10 protein-coding genes are annotated in these 16,314 nt (G+C 74.6%); 8 read left to right on the plus strand and 2 right to left on the minus strand.

What is annotated here, in order from left to right:
- Positions 1 to 127: 127 nt before the first annotated feature.
- Positions 128 to 1,255, plus strand: a complete 1,128-nt coding sequence (locus ACFU7Z_RS20035) for a GuaB3 family IMP dehydrogenase-related protein (protein ID WP_049654353.1) — start codon at positions 128 to 130, stop codon at positions 1,253 to 1,255.
- A gap of 121 nt (positions 1,256 to 1,376) precedes the next feature.
- Here ACFU7Z_RS20035 and ACFU7Z_RS20040 read toward each other — a convergent pair whose 3' ends face one another.
- Entirely contained in the window at positions 1,377 to 1,940 is a 564-nt protein-coding gene (locus ACFU7Z_RS20040; protein ID WP_117488203.1) for a hypothetical protein, read from the minus strand.
- A gap of 252 nt (positions 1,941 to 2,192) precedes the next feature.
- Between ACFU7Z_RS20040 and ACFU7Z_RS20045 the strand changes: the two genes are divergently transcribed.
- Positions 2,193 to 4,208 carry a protein kinase gene (locus tag ACFU7Z_RS20045; protein ID WP_380778603.1) on the plus strand — a complete coding sequence of 672 codons (2,016 nt, stop codon included), beginning with the start codon at positions 2,193 to 2,195 and terminating at the stop codon, positions 4,206 to 4,208.
- Positions 4,209 to 4,219: 11 nt separating this feature from the next.
- On the opposite strand, the gene ACFU7Z_RS20050 is transcribed toward ACFU7Z_RS20045, so the two are convergent.
- Complete coding sequence (locus ACFU7Z_RS20050; protein WP_074003941.1) at positions 4,220 to 4,753, minus strand: SHOCT domain-containing protein; 534 nt, start codon at positions 4,751 to 4,753, stop codon at positions 4,220 to 4,222.
- Between the two features lie 116 nt (positions 4,754 to 4,869).
- Between ACFU7Z_RS20050 and ACFU7Z_RS20055 the strand changes: the two genes are divergently transcribed.
- The 6 genes from ACFU7Z_RS20055 to guaA all read left to right on the plus strand — a co-directional run bounded on the left by ACFU7Z_RS20055 (position 4,870) and on the right by guaA (position 16,229).
- Positions 4,870 to 6,000, plus strand: a complete 1,131-nt coding sequence (locus tag ACFU7Z_RS20055; protein WP_079272376.1) for a protein kinase — start codon at positions 4,870 to 4,872, stop codon at positions 5,998 to 6,000.
- Positions 6,001 to 6,161: 161 nt separating this feature from the next.
- Positions 6,162 to 7,964, plus strand: coding sequence for a serine/threonine-protein kinase (locus ACFU7Z_RS20060; protein ID WP_380778605.1), 1,803 nt, complete (start codon positions 6,162 to 6,164; stop codon positions 7,962 to 7,964).
- Positions 7,965 to 8,060: 96 nt separating this feature from the next.
- Positions 8,061 to 9,692, plus strand: a complete 1,632-nt coding sequence (locus ACFU7Z_RS20065) for a succinic semialdehyde dehydrogenase (protein WP_380778607.1) — start codon at positions 8,061 to 8,063, stop codon at positions 9,690 to 9,692.
- 94 nt (positions 9,693 to 9,786) lie between these two features.
- A complete protein-coding gene (locus tag ACFU7Z_RS20070; protein WP_049657027.1) occupies positions 9,787 to 11,592 on the plus strand; it encodes a GMC family oxidoreductase in 1,806 nt (601 codons plus the stop codon).
- Between the two features lie 342 nt (positions 11,593 to 11,934).
- Positions 11,935 to 13,620, plus strand: a complete 1,686-nt coding sequence (locus ACFU7Z_RS20075) for a hypothetical protein (RefSeq protein WP_380778610.1) — start codon at positions 11,935 to 11,937, stop codon at positions 13,618 to 13,620.
- Positions 13,621 to 14,633: 1,013 nt separating this feature from the next.
- Positions 14,634 to 16,229: a glutamine-hydrolyzing GMP synthase gene (gene guaA, locus ACFU7Z_RS20080; RefSeq protein ID WP_049659666.1), complete on the plus strand. Its 1,596-nt coding sequence runs from the start codon at positions 14,634 to 14,636 to the stop codon at positions 16,227 to 16,229.
- Positions 16,230 to 16,314: the final 85 nt, after the last annotated feature.

Here is a 16,314-nt window from a genome sequence, read left to right on the forward strand (position 1 = left end):
GCGGCGGCGGGCCCCTGCCGGTGCGCCCGGGCGCGGGCCGTCGGGGCGGGACCAGCGGCAGTACGGGATACTGGGGGGCGGCCGGGGTGACCCGGCGGGCATGAGCAACAAAGCAGAAGGGCTCGAAGTGACTGAGATCGAGATCGGGCGAGGCAAGCGCGGCCGACGGGCGTACGCCTTCGACGACATCGCCGTCGTCCCCAGCCGCCGGACCCGGGACCCGAAGGAGGTCTCGATCGCCTGGCAGATCGACGCCTACCGCTTCGAGCTGCCGTTCCTGGCCGCCCCGATGGACAGCGTGGTCTCGCCGCAGCAGGCCATCCAGATCGGCCGCCTCGGCGGTCTGGGCGTGCTGAACCTCGAAGGCCTGTGGACCCGCTACGAGGACCCGCAGCCGCTGCTGGACGAGATCGCCGCGATCACCGACGAGTCCACCGCGACCCGCCGGCTCCAGGAGATCTACGCCGCGCCGATCCGCGCCGAGCTGATCAAGCAGCGGATCCAGGAGGTCCGCGACTCCGGCGTGGTCACCGCCGCCGCGCTCTCGCCGCAGCGCACCGCCGAGTTCTCCAAGGCCGTGGTGGACGCCGGCGTCGACGTCTTCGTCATCCGCGGCACCACCGTCTCGGCCGAGCACGTCTCCAGCGCCGCCGAGCCGCTCAACCTCAAGCAGTTCATCTACGAGCTGGACGTCCCGGTGATCGTCGGCGGCTGCGCCACGTACACGGCGGCCCTGCACCTGATGCGGACCGGTGCCGCCGGTGTGCTGGTCGGCTTCGGCGGCGGCGCCGCCCACACCACGCGGAACGTCCTGGGCATCCAGGTGCCGATGGCCACCGCCGTGGCCGACGTGGCGGCCGCCCGTCGCGACTACATGGACGAGTCCGGTGGCCGCTACGTGCACGTCATCGCGGACGGCGGCGTCGGCTACAGCGGGGACATCCCGAAGGCCGTGGCCTGCGGCGCGGACGCGGTCATGATCGGTGCCGCGCTGGCGCGGGCGACGGACGCCCCGGGCAAGGGGATCCACTGGGGGATGGAGGCCGTCCACGAGGAGCTGCCGCGCGGCAAGCGCGTGGACCTCGGGACCGTCGGTACCACCGAGGAGATCCTGACCGGGCCCTCGCACACGCCGGACGGGACCATGAACCTGTTCGGCGCGCTGCGTCGGGCGATGGCCACCACGGGCTACACGGAGCTCAAGGAGTTCCAGCGGGTCGAGGTCACCGTCAACCCGGCGCTCGACCACCGCTGAGTCCTGACCTGACCCGATCGAGGGGCCCCTGCCGGGTGACGGCGGGGGCCTTCTCCTTTTCCCGGTGCGGGAGGCCGGTGCGGGAGGCGGGTGCGGTGCGGGGAGGGGACGGGGCGGGCGGTCAACTACGCGTGGCGCTGCGGCGGGTGAGGAGGAAGCCGCCGATGAGGGCGATGGCGTAGAAGGCGGCGTCGAGGGGGCGGAGGTCGGCGCGCCAGGCGGTGACGGTGTCGTGCAGCAGGCCGCCGGGGGCGGGGCCGTCGGCGTGGACGCGGCGGAGGTGCTCGATCAGCTGGCCGAGGAGCAGGGCGCCGGCCGCGAGGAGGGCGCCGAGCGGCGGGAGTAAGCGGCCCTGGCCGCCGAGCCGGCCGAGCGGGAGGGCGACCAGGCCGGCCGGGGCGATGGCCAGCCAGCCGAGGCTGTCGGCGGCGCGCAGCGGGGCGCTGCCGTAGGCGAGGCCGCCGAGGAGCATGGCGAGGAGGGCGAGGGAGACGGCCAGGGCGGTGCGGTGCCGGGGGGTGGTCCTGGGCGTGGGTTCGACGGGGTCGAAGCCGGCCACGGGGGCGCCGGGCATGCCCGGGGCGACGTAGCCCTCGGGGGAGACGGGGGGTGGTGCGACCGAGTAGTGCTGGGCGGTGTGCGGCCGGATCGATGGGCCGTCAGTGCCCGGTGCGGGTGCGGTCATGGGCGTCGAATCCCCCCGGAATACGATGAGCTGCCGAACGGTAGCAGTGGTCCGGACAGATCTTGGCGAGTTTTCGATCACAGATCGGGCACGGAGCGCCGCCTCCGTTCCGGTTCGTACCGGCTCGATGCGGGGGCCGGGTGGTCGCGGGCCCTCCGGACAGGAGATGATGGAGGCTTGGGCGTCCGGGCCCCAGGTCGGGCCGACGCGCCGTCACCACGACCGCCAGCAGCACATGGGGGAACGTTCCGAATGACCCAGGCGCAGGGTTCCACCGGCCGCCTCCTGGCCGGCCGCTACCGCCTGAACGGCGTGCTCGGGCGCGGCGGCATGGGCACCGTCTGGCGCGCCGAGGACGAGATGCTGGGCCGGACCGTCGCGGTCAAGGAACTGCGGATGAACGCCAGCGTCGACGAGGAGGAGAAGCACCGGCTGATCACCCGGACGCTGCGCGAGGCCAAGGCGACCGCGCGGATCCGGCACAGTTCGGCGGTGACGGTCTTCGACGTGGTCGACGAGGACGACCGGCCGTGGATCGTCATGGAGCTGGTCGAGTCCCGCTCGCTGGCCGACGTGGTCCGGGAGGACGGGCCGCTGGCCCCCGCCCGGGCGGCGGAGATCGCGCTCGACGTGCTGGGCGTGCTCAGCGCGGCGCACGCGCTCGGCATCCTGCACCGGGACGTCAAGCCGTCCAACGTGCTGATCGGCGAGGACGGCCGGGTCGTGCTCACCGACTTCGGCATCGCCAGCGTGGAGGGCGACGCCTCCGTCACCTCGACCGGGATGCTCGTCGGCGCGCCCTCGTACATCTCCCCGGAGCGGGCCCGCGGGCAGAAGCCCGGGCCGCCGGCCGACCTGTGGTCGCTGGGCGGCACGCTGTACGCGATGGTCGAGGGCCGGCCGCCCTACGACCGGGGCTCGGCGCTGGCCACGCTGACCGCGGTGATGACCGAGGACCTGATCGCGCCGGTGAACGCCGGGCCGCTGCAGCCGGTGATCGAGGGGCTGCTGGCGAAGGACCCGGCCGAGCGGCTGGACGCCTCGCAGACCCGGTCGATGCTCAAGCGGGTGGTCGCGGAGGCGACCGCGCGGGCCGAGTCGACCACCGAGCACGCGGTGCCGCTGGAGAAGCCGGCCGAGGAGCCGGAGCCGAAGGCCTCGAAGGCGTCGGGGCTGTCGAAGGCGGGGCTGTCGAAGGCGGCGGGGCCGGCGGAGGCGTCGAACGCCGCGGAGCCGTCCGAGCCGTCGGCGTCGACCTCGGCGGAGTCCGCGGAGCCCTCGGAGTCTTCGCCGAAGGAACCGGAGCAGACCGGGAACGGCCGCAAGCGGTCGGTGGGCGGGCTGCTGGGGACGGTCCGGGTCGGGAGTCGGGCCCAGGACGCGGAGCCCGCCGGGACGCCGTCCGAGGAGCCGGGCGCGGAGCCGATCCGGCCGGTGACCAGCGAGTGGACGATGGGCGCGACCCAGGCGGCCGGGGCCGATCCGCGCACCGGCCGGCGACGGCTGGCCATCGCCACCGTGATCGTGGTGCTGCTGCTGATCGCGGGAGTGGTGGCGGTCGTCCGGATGGTCGGCACCGACGACGGCGGCGCGAACGGCGCGGCCTCGCAGAGCGCGGTCGCCACCTCGCCGGGGGCGACCGGTACCGAGCCGGTGCCGACGTCGGCACCGACGGGCGAACCCGCGCCCGCCCCGGCGCCCGCCCAGCCGACCGGCGACCCGGCCGCGGCGCCGGACGCGCCCGCGCAGTCCGCCGGTGCGCCGGCGGCTCCCGTCCAGCCCCCGGCGGCACCGGCGCAGCCCGCGCCGGCCGCGCCGGGTGCCGTGCCGGCCGGGTACCACGAGTACAAGGACCCGAGCGGCTTCTCCGTCGTGCTGCCGGACGGTCTGCAGCCGACCGGGTCGGACGCCAACCGGCGGATCTTCAAGAACGCGGCCGACGGCAGCCAGCTGCGGATCGAGTGGACCACGTCGCCCGGGGCGAGCGCGGTCGCGGACTGGCAGGAGTCGGAGCCGAACGTCCGCGGTCAGGTCAGCAACTACCAGCGGCTCAACCTGGCGGCGATCACCTACCGGCAGTGGACCAACGCGGCGGACTGGGAGTGGACCAACGGCACGCCCAGGATGCACTCGCTCAACCGCGGCTTCGTGACCGGGACCCCGCCCAAGTACGGGTACTCGATCTACTGGATAGTCCCGGACGCGGAGTGGGCCGCCCAGGCCCCGCTCCGGGACGTCGTCTTCAACAGCTTCCAGCCCGCGCCGTAGGGCGGCAGGTCCTAACCGATCAGGCGCTGCTTGGCGCGGGTGAACTCGTCCTCGGTGAGCGCACCGGAGGCGCGCAGGGCGGCCAGCCGTTCCAGCTGGCCGATGAGCTGCTCGCCGGCGGACGCCTCGACCGGGGTGGCGGCGGGCCCGGCCTTCGGGGCGTTCCGGGCGGCCCGGGCGGAGGCCCGGAGCTGCTCGGCGAAGAACTCGGCCTTGGCCACGTCCTCGAAGCGGTGCGAGCCGCTGAGCGCCACCACCAGGAGCACTTCGCCGTTGAGCTTGGTGCGGGTCACGGTGACGTCGGTGACGGCGGCGAGCGGAACCGGGACCGGCGGCTTCCCGTCCTTCAGGAAGAGCAGCCGATGGGTGGTCAGCACGAGCACTCCCTTGCGGAAGTGGTCGGGGTGGCGCCCGGCGGTGGAGGCGACCGGCTTCTCGCCGTCGATGACGGTCGCCTCGACGGCGCGGACGGCCTCGGCCTGGTTGGCTTTGCTGCTGTTCCCGGATGCCTCGAAGGCGGTGTCGATCAGATCGGTCCAGTCCATGGGATCGAGCCTAGGGCCTGTCGTCGGACTCCCGTCGTTCGCCCGGAGGCGAGGGAGTTCGACGGCAGGCCCTGGGAGCCGCTCAGTAGGCTGCTCGGTGAGTGAGAGGAACTGGCATGCGAGGCGGCCCCGGTCAGTTGCTGGCGGGGCGGTACCGGCTGACGGACCGCCCCGAACCCTTGCGCGCCCAGGCGGTGGACGAGCGGACCGGTGAATCGGTGCTGCTGGGCGCCCTGGAGCTGCCGGGGGTGCTGACGGCGGGCCAGGATCCGGAGGCGGCCGCCGCGGCGCAGGCGGACCGGATGGTGCGCCGGGTGGCGGCGGTCGGTTCGACCGCGCCGGTCGCGCACCCGCGGCTGCTGCGCGGGGTCGGCGCGTTCGTCGAGGGCGAGCTGCTGTGGACGGTGGAGGAGCGGCCGGTCGGGCGGACGGTGGCCGAGCTGCTCGCCGAAGGGCCGCTGCCGCCGTACCGGGCGGCCGAGTTGGCGGCGGACCTGGCCGGGGCGCTGCGGGCGCTGCACGCGGCCGGGCTGACCCACGGCGCGCTGACCGCGGAGGCGGTGCTGGTCTGCGAGGACGGCGCGGCGATGCTCGGCGGGCTGCTCGCCGGGGTGGCCGAGGAGGCGCTGGCCGAGGAGCTCGGCGGGCCGGGCGGGCGGCGCCGGTACGAGGTGCGGGCGACCCTGGTCGGCCCGGTGGCGGAGCGTTGGCCGTTGGACGGCGGCCCGGCGGGCGACTGCTGGGCGCTCGGGGTGCTGGTGCACCGGCTGGTCACCGGCCGTTCGCCGTACCCGGAGCGGGACGTGCCGGAGCTGGTGACGGCCGTACGGGACGGGCGGCGGGAGCCCTCGGTGGTGTGCGGGCCGCTCGCGCCGCTGGTGGAGCGGCTGTTGCAGCCCGATCCGGTGCTGCGGCCGACGGCGGAGGCGGTGCGCGAGGAGCTGGCGGGGCTGCTGGCGGGGGCGCCGGAGCCGGTCGACGGGGAGGCGGAGGAGCGGAGCCGGGCCGCAGGGGGGCCGGTGCCGGTGCCGGAGACGCCGGCGGTGCCGCGCGGGCGCGGCGGGAGGGCCGTCGGCTCCAGGGCCGGGAGGAGTGCCCGAAAGGGCCGGAACGGTGGGGACTTGGGGGCAGGGAGCGGGGCGAAGCCGCCCCGGATACCCCCCTCCCTGTGGGGCCCGCTGCTGGTGGGCGGAGTGTTCGTGCTGCTGGTGCTGGGGATCGTCGCGGTGGTGCTGTTCGCAGGCTGACGGCCCGCCCGGATTCCGTTCCACCGGTCCGGGGGGTGGGCGTGATTACCGGGGGCGGCAAGGTGCGCCTAATGTGTGCGTGGGATTTGTTCGAACAGTGGTCTGCACCAGGCCCTCCGTCGCGGTGACGGCAGGCGGAATGTGTGGGGGAGCGGGCGCAGATGGGCGTGCAGGACCGGCCGGAGGCGGCCGAGGCGGAGCGTTTGCTGGCCGGGCGGTACGAGCTCGGCGAGCGGCTCGGCCGGGGCGGCATGGGCACCGTCTGGCGGGCCTGGGACCGGATGCTCGACCGGGAGGTCGCGGTCAAGGAGCTGACCGTCAACCACCTGCCCGAGGAGGACCTGCAGATCCTGCACACCCGGATGAAGCGCGAGGCCAGCGCGGCCGCGCGGATCAAGCACCCCGGTGTGATCACCGTGCACGACGTGCTGGAGCAGGACGGCCGGCCGTGGATCGTGATGGAGCTGGTCGACGGCCGCTCGCTGGCCGACGTGATCAGCCAGGACGGCACCCTGCAGCCGCGCGCCGCCGCCGAGGTCGGCAGCCAGGTGCTGGCCGCGCTGCACCGCGGCCACCAGCTGGGCGTGCTGCACCGGGACGTGAAGCCGGCCAACGTGCTGCTGGAGCGCGGCACCGGGCGGGTGGTGCTGCTGGACTTCGGCATCGCGAAGTACGAGGGCTCGACCGAGCTGACCCGGCCGGGCGACCTGGTCGGCTCGCCGGACTACCTGGCGCCGGAGCGCGCCCAGGGTGAGCGGCCCGGTCCCGCCTCCGACCTGTGGGGCCTCGGGGCGACGCTGTACGCGGCGGTCGAGGGCCAGTCGCCGTTCCGGCGGGACTCGCCGATCACCACGCTCGCCGCGGTGGTCGACGAGCCGCTGCCGGAGTCGCGGCGGGCCGGGCCGCTGGGGCCGGTGCTGGCCGCGCTGATGGCCAAGGACCCGGCCGAGCGGCCCACCGCGGACGAGGCGGCCGCGATGCTGGCCGAGGTGCGGGCCGGGCACACGATGGGCCTGAAGTCGGTTCCGTCGGTGCGTACGCCCACCCGGTCGGTGCCGGTGGTGGACCGCACCGAGGGCCCGGTGGCCGTGGCGGAGCCGGCCGAGGGCTCCGAGGAGCCGACCGAGCCGAAGGCCTCCGGGGCCGCCGTCCCCGCTGTGCCCGCCGTCCCTGCTGTGCCCGCCGTCCCTGCGGTCGCCGCTGTTCCCGCCGCGCCCGTCCTCGCCGAACCGGACACCGCCGGGGGCGCGCAGGACGCTGCCCGGGCGCACACCGGTCCCGTCGCGCCGGTGCCGCACTCCATTGCGCCGGAGCGGGGACCGGCCAAGCGCCGCAACCTGCTGAAGATCGTCGGCATAGCGGTGGCCGTCGGCCTGCTGGCCGCCGCGGGCACCTTCCTGGTCACCCGGCACGTGGTCGGCGGCGACACCCCCGACGACCCGACGCCGACCGCCGCCGAGTCCACCGGACCGGAGCCCACCAGCGACGCCACCCCCGCGGCGGCGCCGCCCAGCGGCTACCACTGGGTCGACGACCCGGCCGGCTTCCGCTTCCCGCTGCCGAACGGCACCCCGTCCTGGCAGCGGATCAGCGCCGGGGACAACCAGATCTACTACAGCCCCGACGGCAAGGTGCACTACCTCCAGTTCGCCGTCACGGTCGGCCAGTCGGTCAAGCCGCTGGAGCACATGCGGCAGATGGAGGCCACCGTCGCCAAGTCGCTCAAGGACTACAAGCAGCACCGGATGGCCGGCACGGCGGTGAAGGGCCAGGAGGCGGCGGTCTGGGAGTTCAGCTACCTGGCCAAGGAGGGCGGCCGCCGGCGCGCGATCGAGACCGAGTTCATCAGCCAGGACGGCACCAGCTACGCGATCTACTCGTCCAGCCCGGACCGGGGCAACGAGTGGAACGAGGCCGAGCAGCGCTTCTACGCGGTGCTCAACAACTTCGCCCCGAGCCGCTGACCGGGTCGGGCGGGGGCGCCCGCTTTCGACCGACTGCGGCAGATTCTTGTTACCGACGGGTACCGGACCGGCCGCCGAGCGCCTAGGCTGCGCCGTATGTCGGACCTCACAGCAGACGCAGTGGCCACCGAACCCTCCGGCGCCGGCAACCCGGCGGCCCCCGGCGGCGGCCGGACCGTCGCCGCGGCCGTCCCGCCGTCCCTGGTCGCCAGGCTGGCCACCGGCGTCACCGCCACCGGTGAACCCGACCTGGTGGAGACCGTCGCCCCGCTGACCGGCGAACGGCTGGCCAGCCTGCCGCAGTCCACCCCGGCCGACGTCGAGGTCGCCTTCCAGCTGGCCCGCCGCGCCCAGGGGGCCTGGGCCGCGCTGCCGGTGCGCCGCCGGGCCGCCGTCCTGCTGCGCTTCCACGACCTGCTGCTCAAGCGGCAGGACGAGGTGCTGGACCTCGTCCAGGCGGAGACCGGCAAGGCCCGGCTGCACGCCTTCGAGGAGGTGCTGGCCGTCGCCATGGCCGCCCGGCACTACGGGCGGGCCGCGCACGGGTACCTCAAGGACAAGCGGCACGGCGGCGCGCTGCCGGTGCTCACCCACGCCGTCGAGGCCCGCCGCCCCAAGGGCGTGGTCGGCCACATCTCGCCGTGGAACTACCCGCTGGAGCTGTCCGTCGGTGACGCCCTGCCGGCCTTCGTGGCCGGCAACGCGGTGGTCAACAAGCCCGACACCCAGACCGCGCTGACCGCGCTGTGGGCCCGCGAGCTGCTGATCGAGGCCGGACTGCCCGCCGACCTGTGGCAGATCGTGATCGGCGACGGCCCGGTGATCGGCCCCGCCGTGGTGGAGCACGCCGACTACGTCTCGTTCACCGGCTCCACCCGCACCGGCCGCGACGTCGCCCAGCGAGCCGCCGCCCGGCTGGTCGGCGCCTCGCTCGAACTCGGCGGCAAGAACGCCATGCTGGTGCTCGCCGACGCCGACCTCGACGCGGCCGCCGCGGGCGCCGTACGGGCCTGCTTCTCCTCCGCCGGACAGCTCTGCATCTCGATCGAGCGGCTGCTGGTGCACCGCTCGGTGGCCGACGAGTTCCTGGAGCGCTTCGCCGCCCGCACCCGGGCGCTGCGCCTCGGCGGCGGCCTCGCGTACGGCGCGGACATGGGCTCGCTGGTCTCCGCCCGCCAGCTGGAGACCACCGGCCGGCACGTGGAGGAGGCGGTCAAGGCGGGCGCCACCGTGGTGGCCGGCGGGCGCGCCCGGCCGGACCTCGGCCCGCTCTTCTACGAGCCGACCATCCTCGACGGCGTCACCCCGGAGATGGCGGTCTGCGCCGAGGAGACCTTCGGCCCGGTCGTCTCCCTCTACCGCTTCGACACCGAGGAGGAGGCGGTGGCCGCCGCCAACTCCACGCCGTACGGCCTGAACTCCAGCGTCTGGACCAGGGACCTGCGGCGCGGCCGGGCGGTCGCGGCCCGGCTGCGCACCGGCACGGTCAACGTCAACGAGGCGTACGCCGCCGCGTACGGCTCGGTCGGCTCGCCGATGGGCGGCATGGGCGACTCCGGGCTGGGCCGCCGGCACGGCGCGGAGGGCATCCTGCGCTTCACCGAGGCGCAGACCGTCGCGACCCAGCGGCTGATGCCGATCGCGCCCTCGTTCGGCCTGGACGACAAGCAGTTCGCCGCCCTGATGACCGGCGGGCTGCGGATGCTCAAGGCGCTGCGCTTCAAGTAGGCCCCCGCAGACAGGCCCCAGGGCCCCGCACCTGCGGCGGGGCCCGGTTCGCGGTACCCACAGGCAGGTTCACCCGGTGAAGGAGCGGTGGCAGATGGTGCAGTCCGGCGGTGCGGCGGAGTTCGACTACGACGTGGTGGTGGTCGGGTCCGGCTTCGGCGGTTCGGTCGCGGCCCTGCGGCTGACCGAGAAGGGCTACCGGGTCGCCGTCCTGGAGGCCGGCCGGCGCTTCGACCGGGACGAACTGCCCAGGAACTCCTGGGACCTGCCGAACTACCTGTGGGCGCCGGCGCTCGGGCTGTACGGCATCCAGCGGATCCACCTGCTGGCCAACGTGCTGATCCTGGCCGGCGCCGGGGTCGGCGGCGGCTCGCTGAACTACGCCAACACCCTGTACGTGCCGCCGAAGGCCTTCTTCGAGGACCGCCAGTGGCGCCACATCACCGACTGGCAGCAGGAGTTGGCGCCGTTCTACGACCAGGCGCAGCGGATGCTCGGGGTCCGGCTCAACCCGACCCTCACCCCCTCCGACGTCCACCTCAAGGCGGCCGCCGAGCGGATGGGCGTCGGCGACACCTTCCACATGGCGCCGGTCGGGGTCTTCTTCGGCGACGGCGAGGACACCGACGGCACCGCCAAGGCGGCCCCCGGGAGCGAGGTCGCCGACCCGTACTTCGGCGGCGCCGGCCCGGCCCGCAAGGCCTGCGTGGAGTGCGGCGAGTGCATGACCGGCTGCCGGCACGGCGCCAAGAACATGCTCACCGAGAACTACCTGTACCTGGCCGAGCGGGGCGGGGCGGAGATCCACCCGCTCACCACGGTGGCCCGGATCCGGGAGATCGAAGGGGCCGACGGGAGCGGCGGCTACGCGGTGGACGTGCGCCGCACCGACGCGCGGTCGAGGACCGACCGGGTGAAGGCGGGCGCGCGGACCGTCACCGCGGCCCGGGTGGTCGTCGCGGCCGGCACCTACGGCACCCAGTCGCTGCTGCACCGGATGCGGGACGGCGGCCACCTGCCCCGGATCTCGGCGCGGCTGGGCGAGCTGACCCGCACCAACTCCGAGGCCCTGGTGGGCGCGCAGACCACCGACCGGCGCTACGGCGGCAAGGCGGACTTCACCAAGGGCGTGGCGATCACCTCCTCGATCCACCCGGACGCCAACACCCACATCGAGCCGGTCCGCTACGGCAAGGGCTCCAACGCGATGGGCGCGCTGTCCATCGCCCAGGTCAGGGGCGGTGGGGCGGTCCCGCGCTGGCTGCGCTACCTGGGCAACACGGCGCTCCACCCGGTGACCTTCGCCCGCTCGATGAACCAGCGCCGCTGGTCCGAGAAGACGATCATCGGCCTGGTGATGCAGTCGCTGGACAACTCGATCACCGTCTCGCTGAAGAAGGGCCCGCTCGGCAAGGCCCGGCTCACCTCCGGCCAGGGCCACGGCGAACCCAACCCGACCTGGATCCCGGCGGCGGAACAGGGCGCCCAGGCGCTGGCCGACGAGATCAACGGCTTCCCGGGCAGCACCGTCGGCGAGATCTTCGACATCCCGATGACGGCGCACTTCCTCGGCGGCTGCCCGATCGGCGACGCCCCCGAGACCGGCGTGGTGGACCCGTACCACCGGCTGTACGGCTACCCCGGGATCAGCGTGGTGGACGGTTCGGCCGTCTCCGCCAACCTGGGCGTCAACCCCTCGCTCACCATCACCGCCCAGGCCGAGCGCGCCATGTCGATGTGGCCGAACAAGGGCGAGGCGGACCAGCGCCCGGCCCAGGGCGCGGAGTACCTGCGGGTGGCGGCGGTGGCGCCGGCCCGGCCGGCCGTGCCCGAGGGCGCGTTCGGCGCGCTGCGGCTGCCGCTGCTGCCCGTCCCGGAGGTCCCGAAGAAGCGCGGCTGAGACCGGCCCGACGGGCCAATCCGCCTGCCCCGGTTCCCGGTTGACATCCGTTCGGGTCCGATGGGATAAACGGGCTCCCTGGAGCGGCCAGGGACTCGTCGAGCGGGGGGAACGCGGGCCATGGCCAACTGCACATCGTGCGGGGCGACTTCGGAGGAGGGGGCGCCCGCCTGCGGGTCGTGCGGTCGGCCGTTCGCGCCCCCTGCCCCGACGGCCGCCGCCCCACCCGCCGCCCCGCCCGCCGCCCCGCCCGTCCCGCCGCCTCCGCCGGGTGCGGCTCCGCCCGTCCCGCCGCCGTACGGACCGCAGCCCGGGTACGGACCCCAGCCCGGGTACGGGCCGGTGGCCGCGGTCCCGCCCGCCCTGGGCAGCTGGGGTGCCGGGCAGGAGTACGACAAGCAGCCCGCCTTCCAGCGCCTGCTGACCGCCGCGGACTGGCGCCCGGCCGTCAAGGTCGCCGTCGCGCCGACCCTCGTCCTGCTGGCCGCCGCGCTGATCGCGGCGATCCCGAGCGACTACCAGTACGAGTACCGGTTCCAGTCGGCCGGCTTCGGCGAGCGCTTCGGCTCGGCGGTGTCGATGGCCCTGAACGCCCTCGGCGCACCGTTCCGGCTCGGGTACCAGAGCCCGCTGGGCCACGACCGGACCGACCGGCTGGAGATCGCCCTCCGGGTGCTGCCGATGACCGTCACCGTCCTGTGGTGCCTGGCGCTCTGGCTCGGCCTGCGGGCCGGGCTGCGCCGGCGCAAGGCCGTGGTGGGCCAGCTCACCCGGGGCCAGGCCGCCGCCGAGGCGCTGCGCACCGCCCTGGTCCTCGCGGCGGTGAGCGGACTGCTCGGGCTGCTCGGCGGCACCGAATGGAACCCCTCGGGCCGCGCCGCGAAACCCGACTACTTCGGCGACTTCGGCTCCGGCGCCCAGAAGTCCGGTCAACCGCTGATCACGGCGGGCTCCGGCTGGCTGGAGGCGGTCGCCTGGACCGCGGTGCTGGCCGGCCTGCTGGCCTTCCTCGTCCACGGCACCGACGCGCTGCGCTGGGCCGCCTGGCGCAGCCGCGCGGTGCGCGGCTGGGCGGTGTCCGCGCTGGCCGCCGGCCAGGCGCTGGCGGTCACGGTCGGGCTGTCCTCGGTGACGGCCTTCGTCCTGGTCGCGGCCACCAGCGAGAGCGGGGCGCAGACCGGGATCTCGCTGGCCTTCCTGCCCAACCTCGGCCTCAACCTGCTCGGCTTCGGCTCGGGGGCGACCTTCCGGGCGCACTCCGGACTGTCCGGCAGCGACGGCTCCCGCGGCGACTCCTCCTGGGGCGACCGCAGCAGCGAGACCGACTTCTCCTTCTTCGACCTGCACGACCTGACCGGCGACTGGCGCTGGGCCGGGCTGCTCGCGCTCGTCTCGGCGGCCCTGCTCGGCCGGGTGGCGTTCCGGCGCGGGCTGGATTCGGCCGACCGGCTGCGCCTGGCCGCCGTGCACGCCGGGGCGCTCACCCTGCTGATGACGGTCTCCGGCGTGCTGATGACGCGGACCACGTCCAGCTCGGGCTGGATCGGCTCGGCGCGGATGGAGATCTCCCAGGAGGAGTCGGGCGGGCTGGCGTTCGTGAGCGTGCTGGTGGCCAACGCGGTCTGGGCGCTGGCCGGCGCGCTGCTGGTGCCGCCGCTGCTGGCGGCCTTCCGCGGCCGGGGCGCGGGTGCGTCGCAGGGCGCCGTGCCGTACGCCGAGTCCCCGTTCGCCCCGGGGCGGGGCACGGTGCCCCATCCGGCGGTGCCGCCGCAGGTGCCGTACGCGACGCCGCCGTACGGCGTTCCGGCCCAGGGGGTGCCGGCCCAGGGCGTTCCGGGCCACGGGGTGCCGCCGCAGGCCGCCGCGCCGCAGGACGCGCCGTTCGCCCCCGGCGGCGGGGTGAGCGAGGTGCTCGGCTCGCACGAGGAGCCGCCCGCCCCGACCGGCGGGACGCCGGTGCCCGGCGCGGTGTCGCCGCCTCCGGCCGAAGAGCCGGTCGACCCGAGCGTGTGGCGCGAGCACCCCTGAGCGGGCACCCCTGAGCGAGCGTCCCTGAGCGCGCATCCCTGAGGAAGAGGAAAGGGCAAAGGGCCCCGCGGGGGAACGGGGCCCTTTGTCGTTCAGCACTCGGCGTCAGGGCCGCGCCGGTGCTGGGGTGACGGCGCCGGGGGAGGAGCGCCGTCGGGTCGGTCGGCTTCGGGGCGCGCCGCGCGGCTCCGGCGTGGGTGGCCGGCCGCGCGGGGCGCGCACGCCCGTGCGCGGTGGCTCGGCGCACAGGTCTGCGCCGGTCCTACGCTCACGGAGCGTGAACTGAGGAACCGCGGCCGCCTTCCGTGGCGCGGCTGCGGAGAACGCCGTCGCGGGCTCCCTCGGTGAGCCGTGAGGCGCCGGGAGAACCGCGTACAACGAGCATCGTGCTGGACGGAGGGCTCGCTCTGCAACCGGTTCGGCACAGTTCGGCACAGAGCATTTCCTGCCGGGGCCGCCGCCGATGATCACGGTGCGTAGTGGTTCGGATGGTTGTGGCGCACGGGGACGCGCGTAGCGGCGCGGGGCGGAGGGGGGAGTGCGCCCGGGCGCGCACCGGACCGGACCGGGGGTGCGACGGCCGGCCCCGGGCGTCCCCGGACTCCGGCCGTCCCACCTCTCGGCCCAGTCGCGGCCGGGGTCGCTGTCCCCTGCTGGCCGGCCGCGGCACCCGCGCACGGTCCCACGGTGCCGCTGCCCGGCGGGCCGGGCGGCGGCACCACGTGCGCCGGTGGACTGGGATGGAACTCCACGCGTGGTCCTGCTGCCGTACGGCGGTGCCCCCGCGGGGGCGGGCGGCGCGTCTGGCGGACGCGGCGCGGCCGTACGTTCGTAGGAAGCAACGAACCGCCGCCCCGCCCGGTCACGGTCGTTCGGACGGGCAGACGAGTGAAACCGGACAGCCCGGTAGAATCGGTGTCCAGACACCCCACACCGTCCGCCGCAGCCGCAGCCCCCCTGCCGGGGAGGCGGTCACGCGCGGGCACCTCGATACCGCTGCCGGAAGGCCGTCTGTGTCCTCTGCAATTCCCGTCCAGTCCGCGCCGGACAACGACCCCGTTCTGGTGGTCGACTTCGGCGCCCAGTACGCCCAGCTCATCGCCCGTCGGGTGCGTGAGGCGCGGGTCTACAGCGAGATCGTGCCGAGCAGCATGCCGGTCGCCGAGATGCTCGCCAAGAACCCCAAGGCGATCATCCTCTCCGGCGGCCCGTCGTCGGTCTACGAAGAGGGCGCGCCGCAGATCGACCGCGCGATCTTCGAGGCCGGTGTCCCGGTCTTCGGCATGTGCTACGGCTTCCAGCTGATGGCCAAGACCCTCGGCGGCACCGTCGACAACAACGGCGCCCGCGAGTACGGCCGCACCCCGCTGACCGTCTCCCGCAGCGGCTCCACCCTGTTCGAGGGCGTTCCGGCGCAGCACTCGGTGTGGATGTCGCACGGCGACGCCTGCTCGGCCGCCCCGGAGGGCTTCGCCGTCACCGCCTCCACCGACCTGGTCCCGGTCGCGGCCTTCGAGAACGACGAGGCCCGGCTGTACGGCGTCCAGTACCACCCCGAGGTGCTGCACTCCGACCACGGCCAGCAGATCCTGGAGCACTTCCTCTACCGTGGCGCCGGCATCGCCCCCACCTGGACCACCGGCAGTGTGGTCGAGGAGCAGGTCGCCCTGATCCGCGAGCAGGTCGGCGACAAGCGCGCGATCTGCGGCCTGTCCGGCGGCGTGGACTCCGCGGTCGCGGCCGCGCTGGTCAACCGCGCCATCGGCGACCAGCTGACCTGCGTCTACGTCGACCACGGCCTGATGCGCAAGGGCGAGACCGAGCAGGTCGAGAAGGACTTCGTGGCCGCCACCGGCGTCCAGCTGAAGGTCGTCGACGCCTCCGAGCGCTTCCTGAACGCGCTGAAGGGGGTCACCGACCCCGAGGAGAAGCGCAAGATCATCGGCCGCGAGTTCATCCGCGTGTTCGAGCAGGCCCAGGCCGAGATCATCGCCGAGGCCGGCGAGCACGGCGAGTCGGTCGACTTCCTGGTCCAGGGCACCCTGTACCCGGACGTGGTGGAGTCCGGCGGCGGCGAGGGCACCGCCAACATCAAGTCCCACCACAACGTCGGCGGCCTGCCCGAGGACCTCCAGTTCCAGCTGGTCGAGCCGCTGCGCAAGCTGTTCAAGGACGAGGTCCGGATGGTCGGCCAGGAGCTGGGCCTGCCGGAGGAGATCGTCCAGCGCCAGCCGTTCCCGGGCCCGGGCCTGGGCATCCGGATCGTCGGCGAGGTCACCAAGGAGCGTCTGGACCTGCTCCGCGACGCCGACGCGATCGCCCGCGAGGAGCTGACCGCGGCCGGTCTGGACCGCGAGATCTGGCAGTGCCCGGTCGTGCTGCTCGCCGACGTCCGCAGCGTGGGCGTGCAGGGCGACGGCCGCACCTACGGTCACCCGATCGTGCTGCGCCCGGTCTCGTCCGAGGACGCCATGACCGCCGACTGGTCGCGCCTGCCGTACGACGTGCTGGCGAAGATCTCCACCCGGATCACCAACGAGGTCCGCGACGTGAACCGCGTCGTCGTCGACGTCACCAGCAAGCCGCCGGGCACCATCGAGTGGGAGTGACCCCTCCCACCGGTCGCCGGGGCGCTTCCTCGTCCTGAGGCCGATGCCTGAACGGCCGCGCCGTCGTTCCCGTACTGAAGGGAGC

Source organism: Kitasatospora sp. NPDC057518 (genome assembly GCF_042802075.1).
Taxonomy (GTDB): domain Bacteria; phylum Actinomycetota; class Actinomycetes; order Streptomycetales; family Streptomycetaceae; genus Kitasatospora.

Coding starts and splice junctions, on each gene's coding strand:
- ACFU7Z_RS20040 (WP_117488203.1), bottom strand. CDS start 1,940: ATGACCGCACCCGCACCGGGCACTGACGGCCCATCGATCCGGCCGCAC.
- ACFU7Z_RS20045 (WP_380778603.1), top strand. CDS start 2,193: ATGACCCAGGCGCAGGGTTCCACCGGCCGCCTCCTGGCCGGCCGCTAC.
- ACFU7Z_RS20050 (WP_074003941.1), bottom strand. CDS start 4,753: ATGGACTGGACCGATCTGATCGACACCGCCTTCGAGGCATCCGGGAAC.
- ACFU7Z_RS20055 (WP_079272376.1), top strand. CDS start 4,870: ATGCGAGGCGGCCCCGGTCAGTTGCTGGCGGGGCGGTACCGGCTGACG.
- ACFU7Z_RS20060 (WP_380778605.1), top strand. CDS start 6,162: ATGGGCGTGCAGGACCGGCCGGAGGCGGCCGAGGCGGAGCGTTTGCTG.
- ACFU7Z_RS20065 (WP_380778607.1), top strand. CDS start 8,061: ATGTCGGACCTCACAGCAGACGCAGTGGCCACCGAACCCTCCGGCGCC.
- ACFU7Z_RS20070 (WP_049657027.1), top strand. CDS start 9,787: ATGGTGCAGTCCGGCGGTGCGGCGGAGTTCGACTACGACGTGGTGGTG.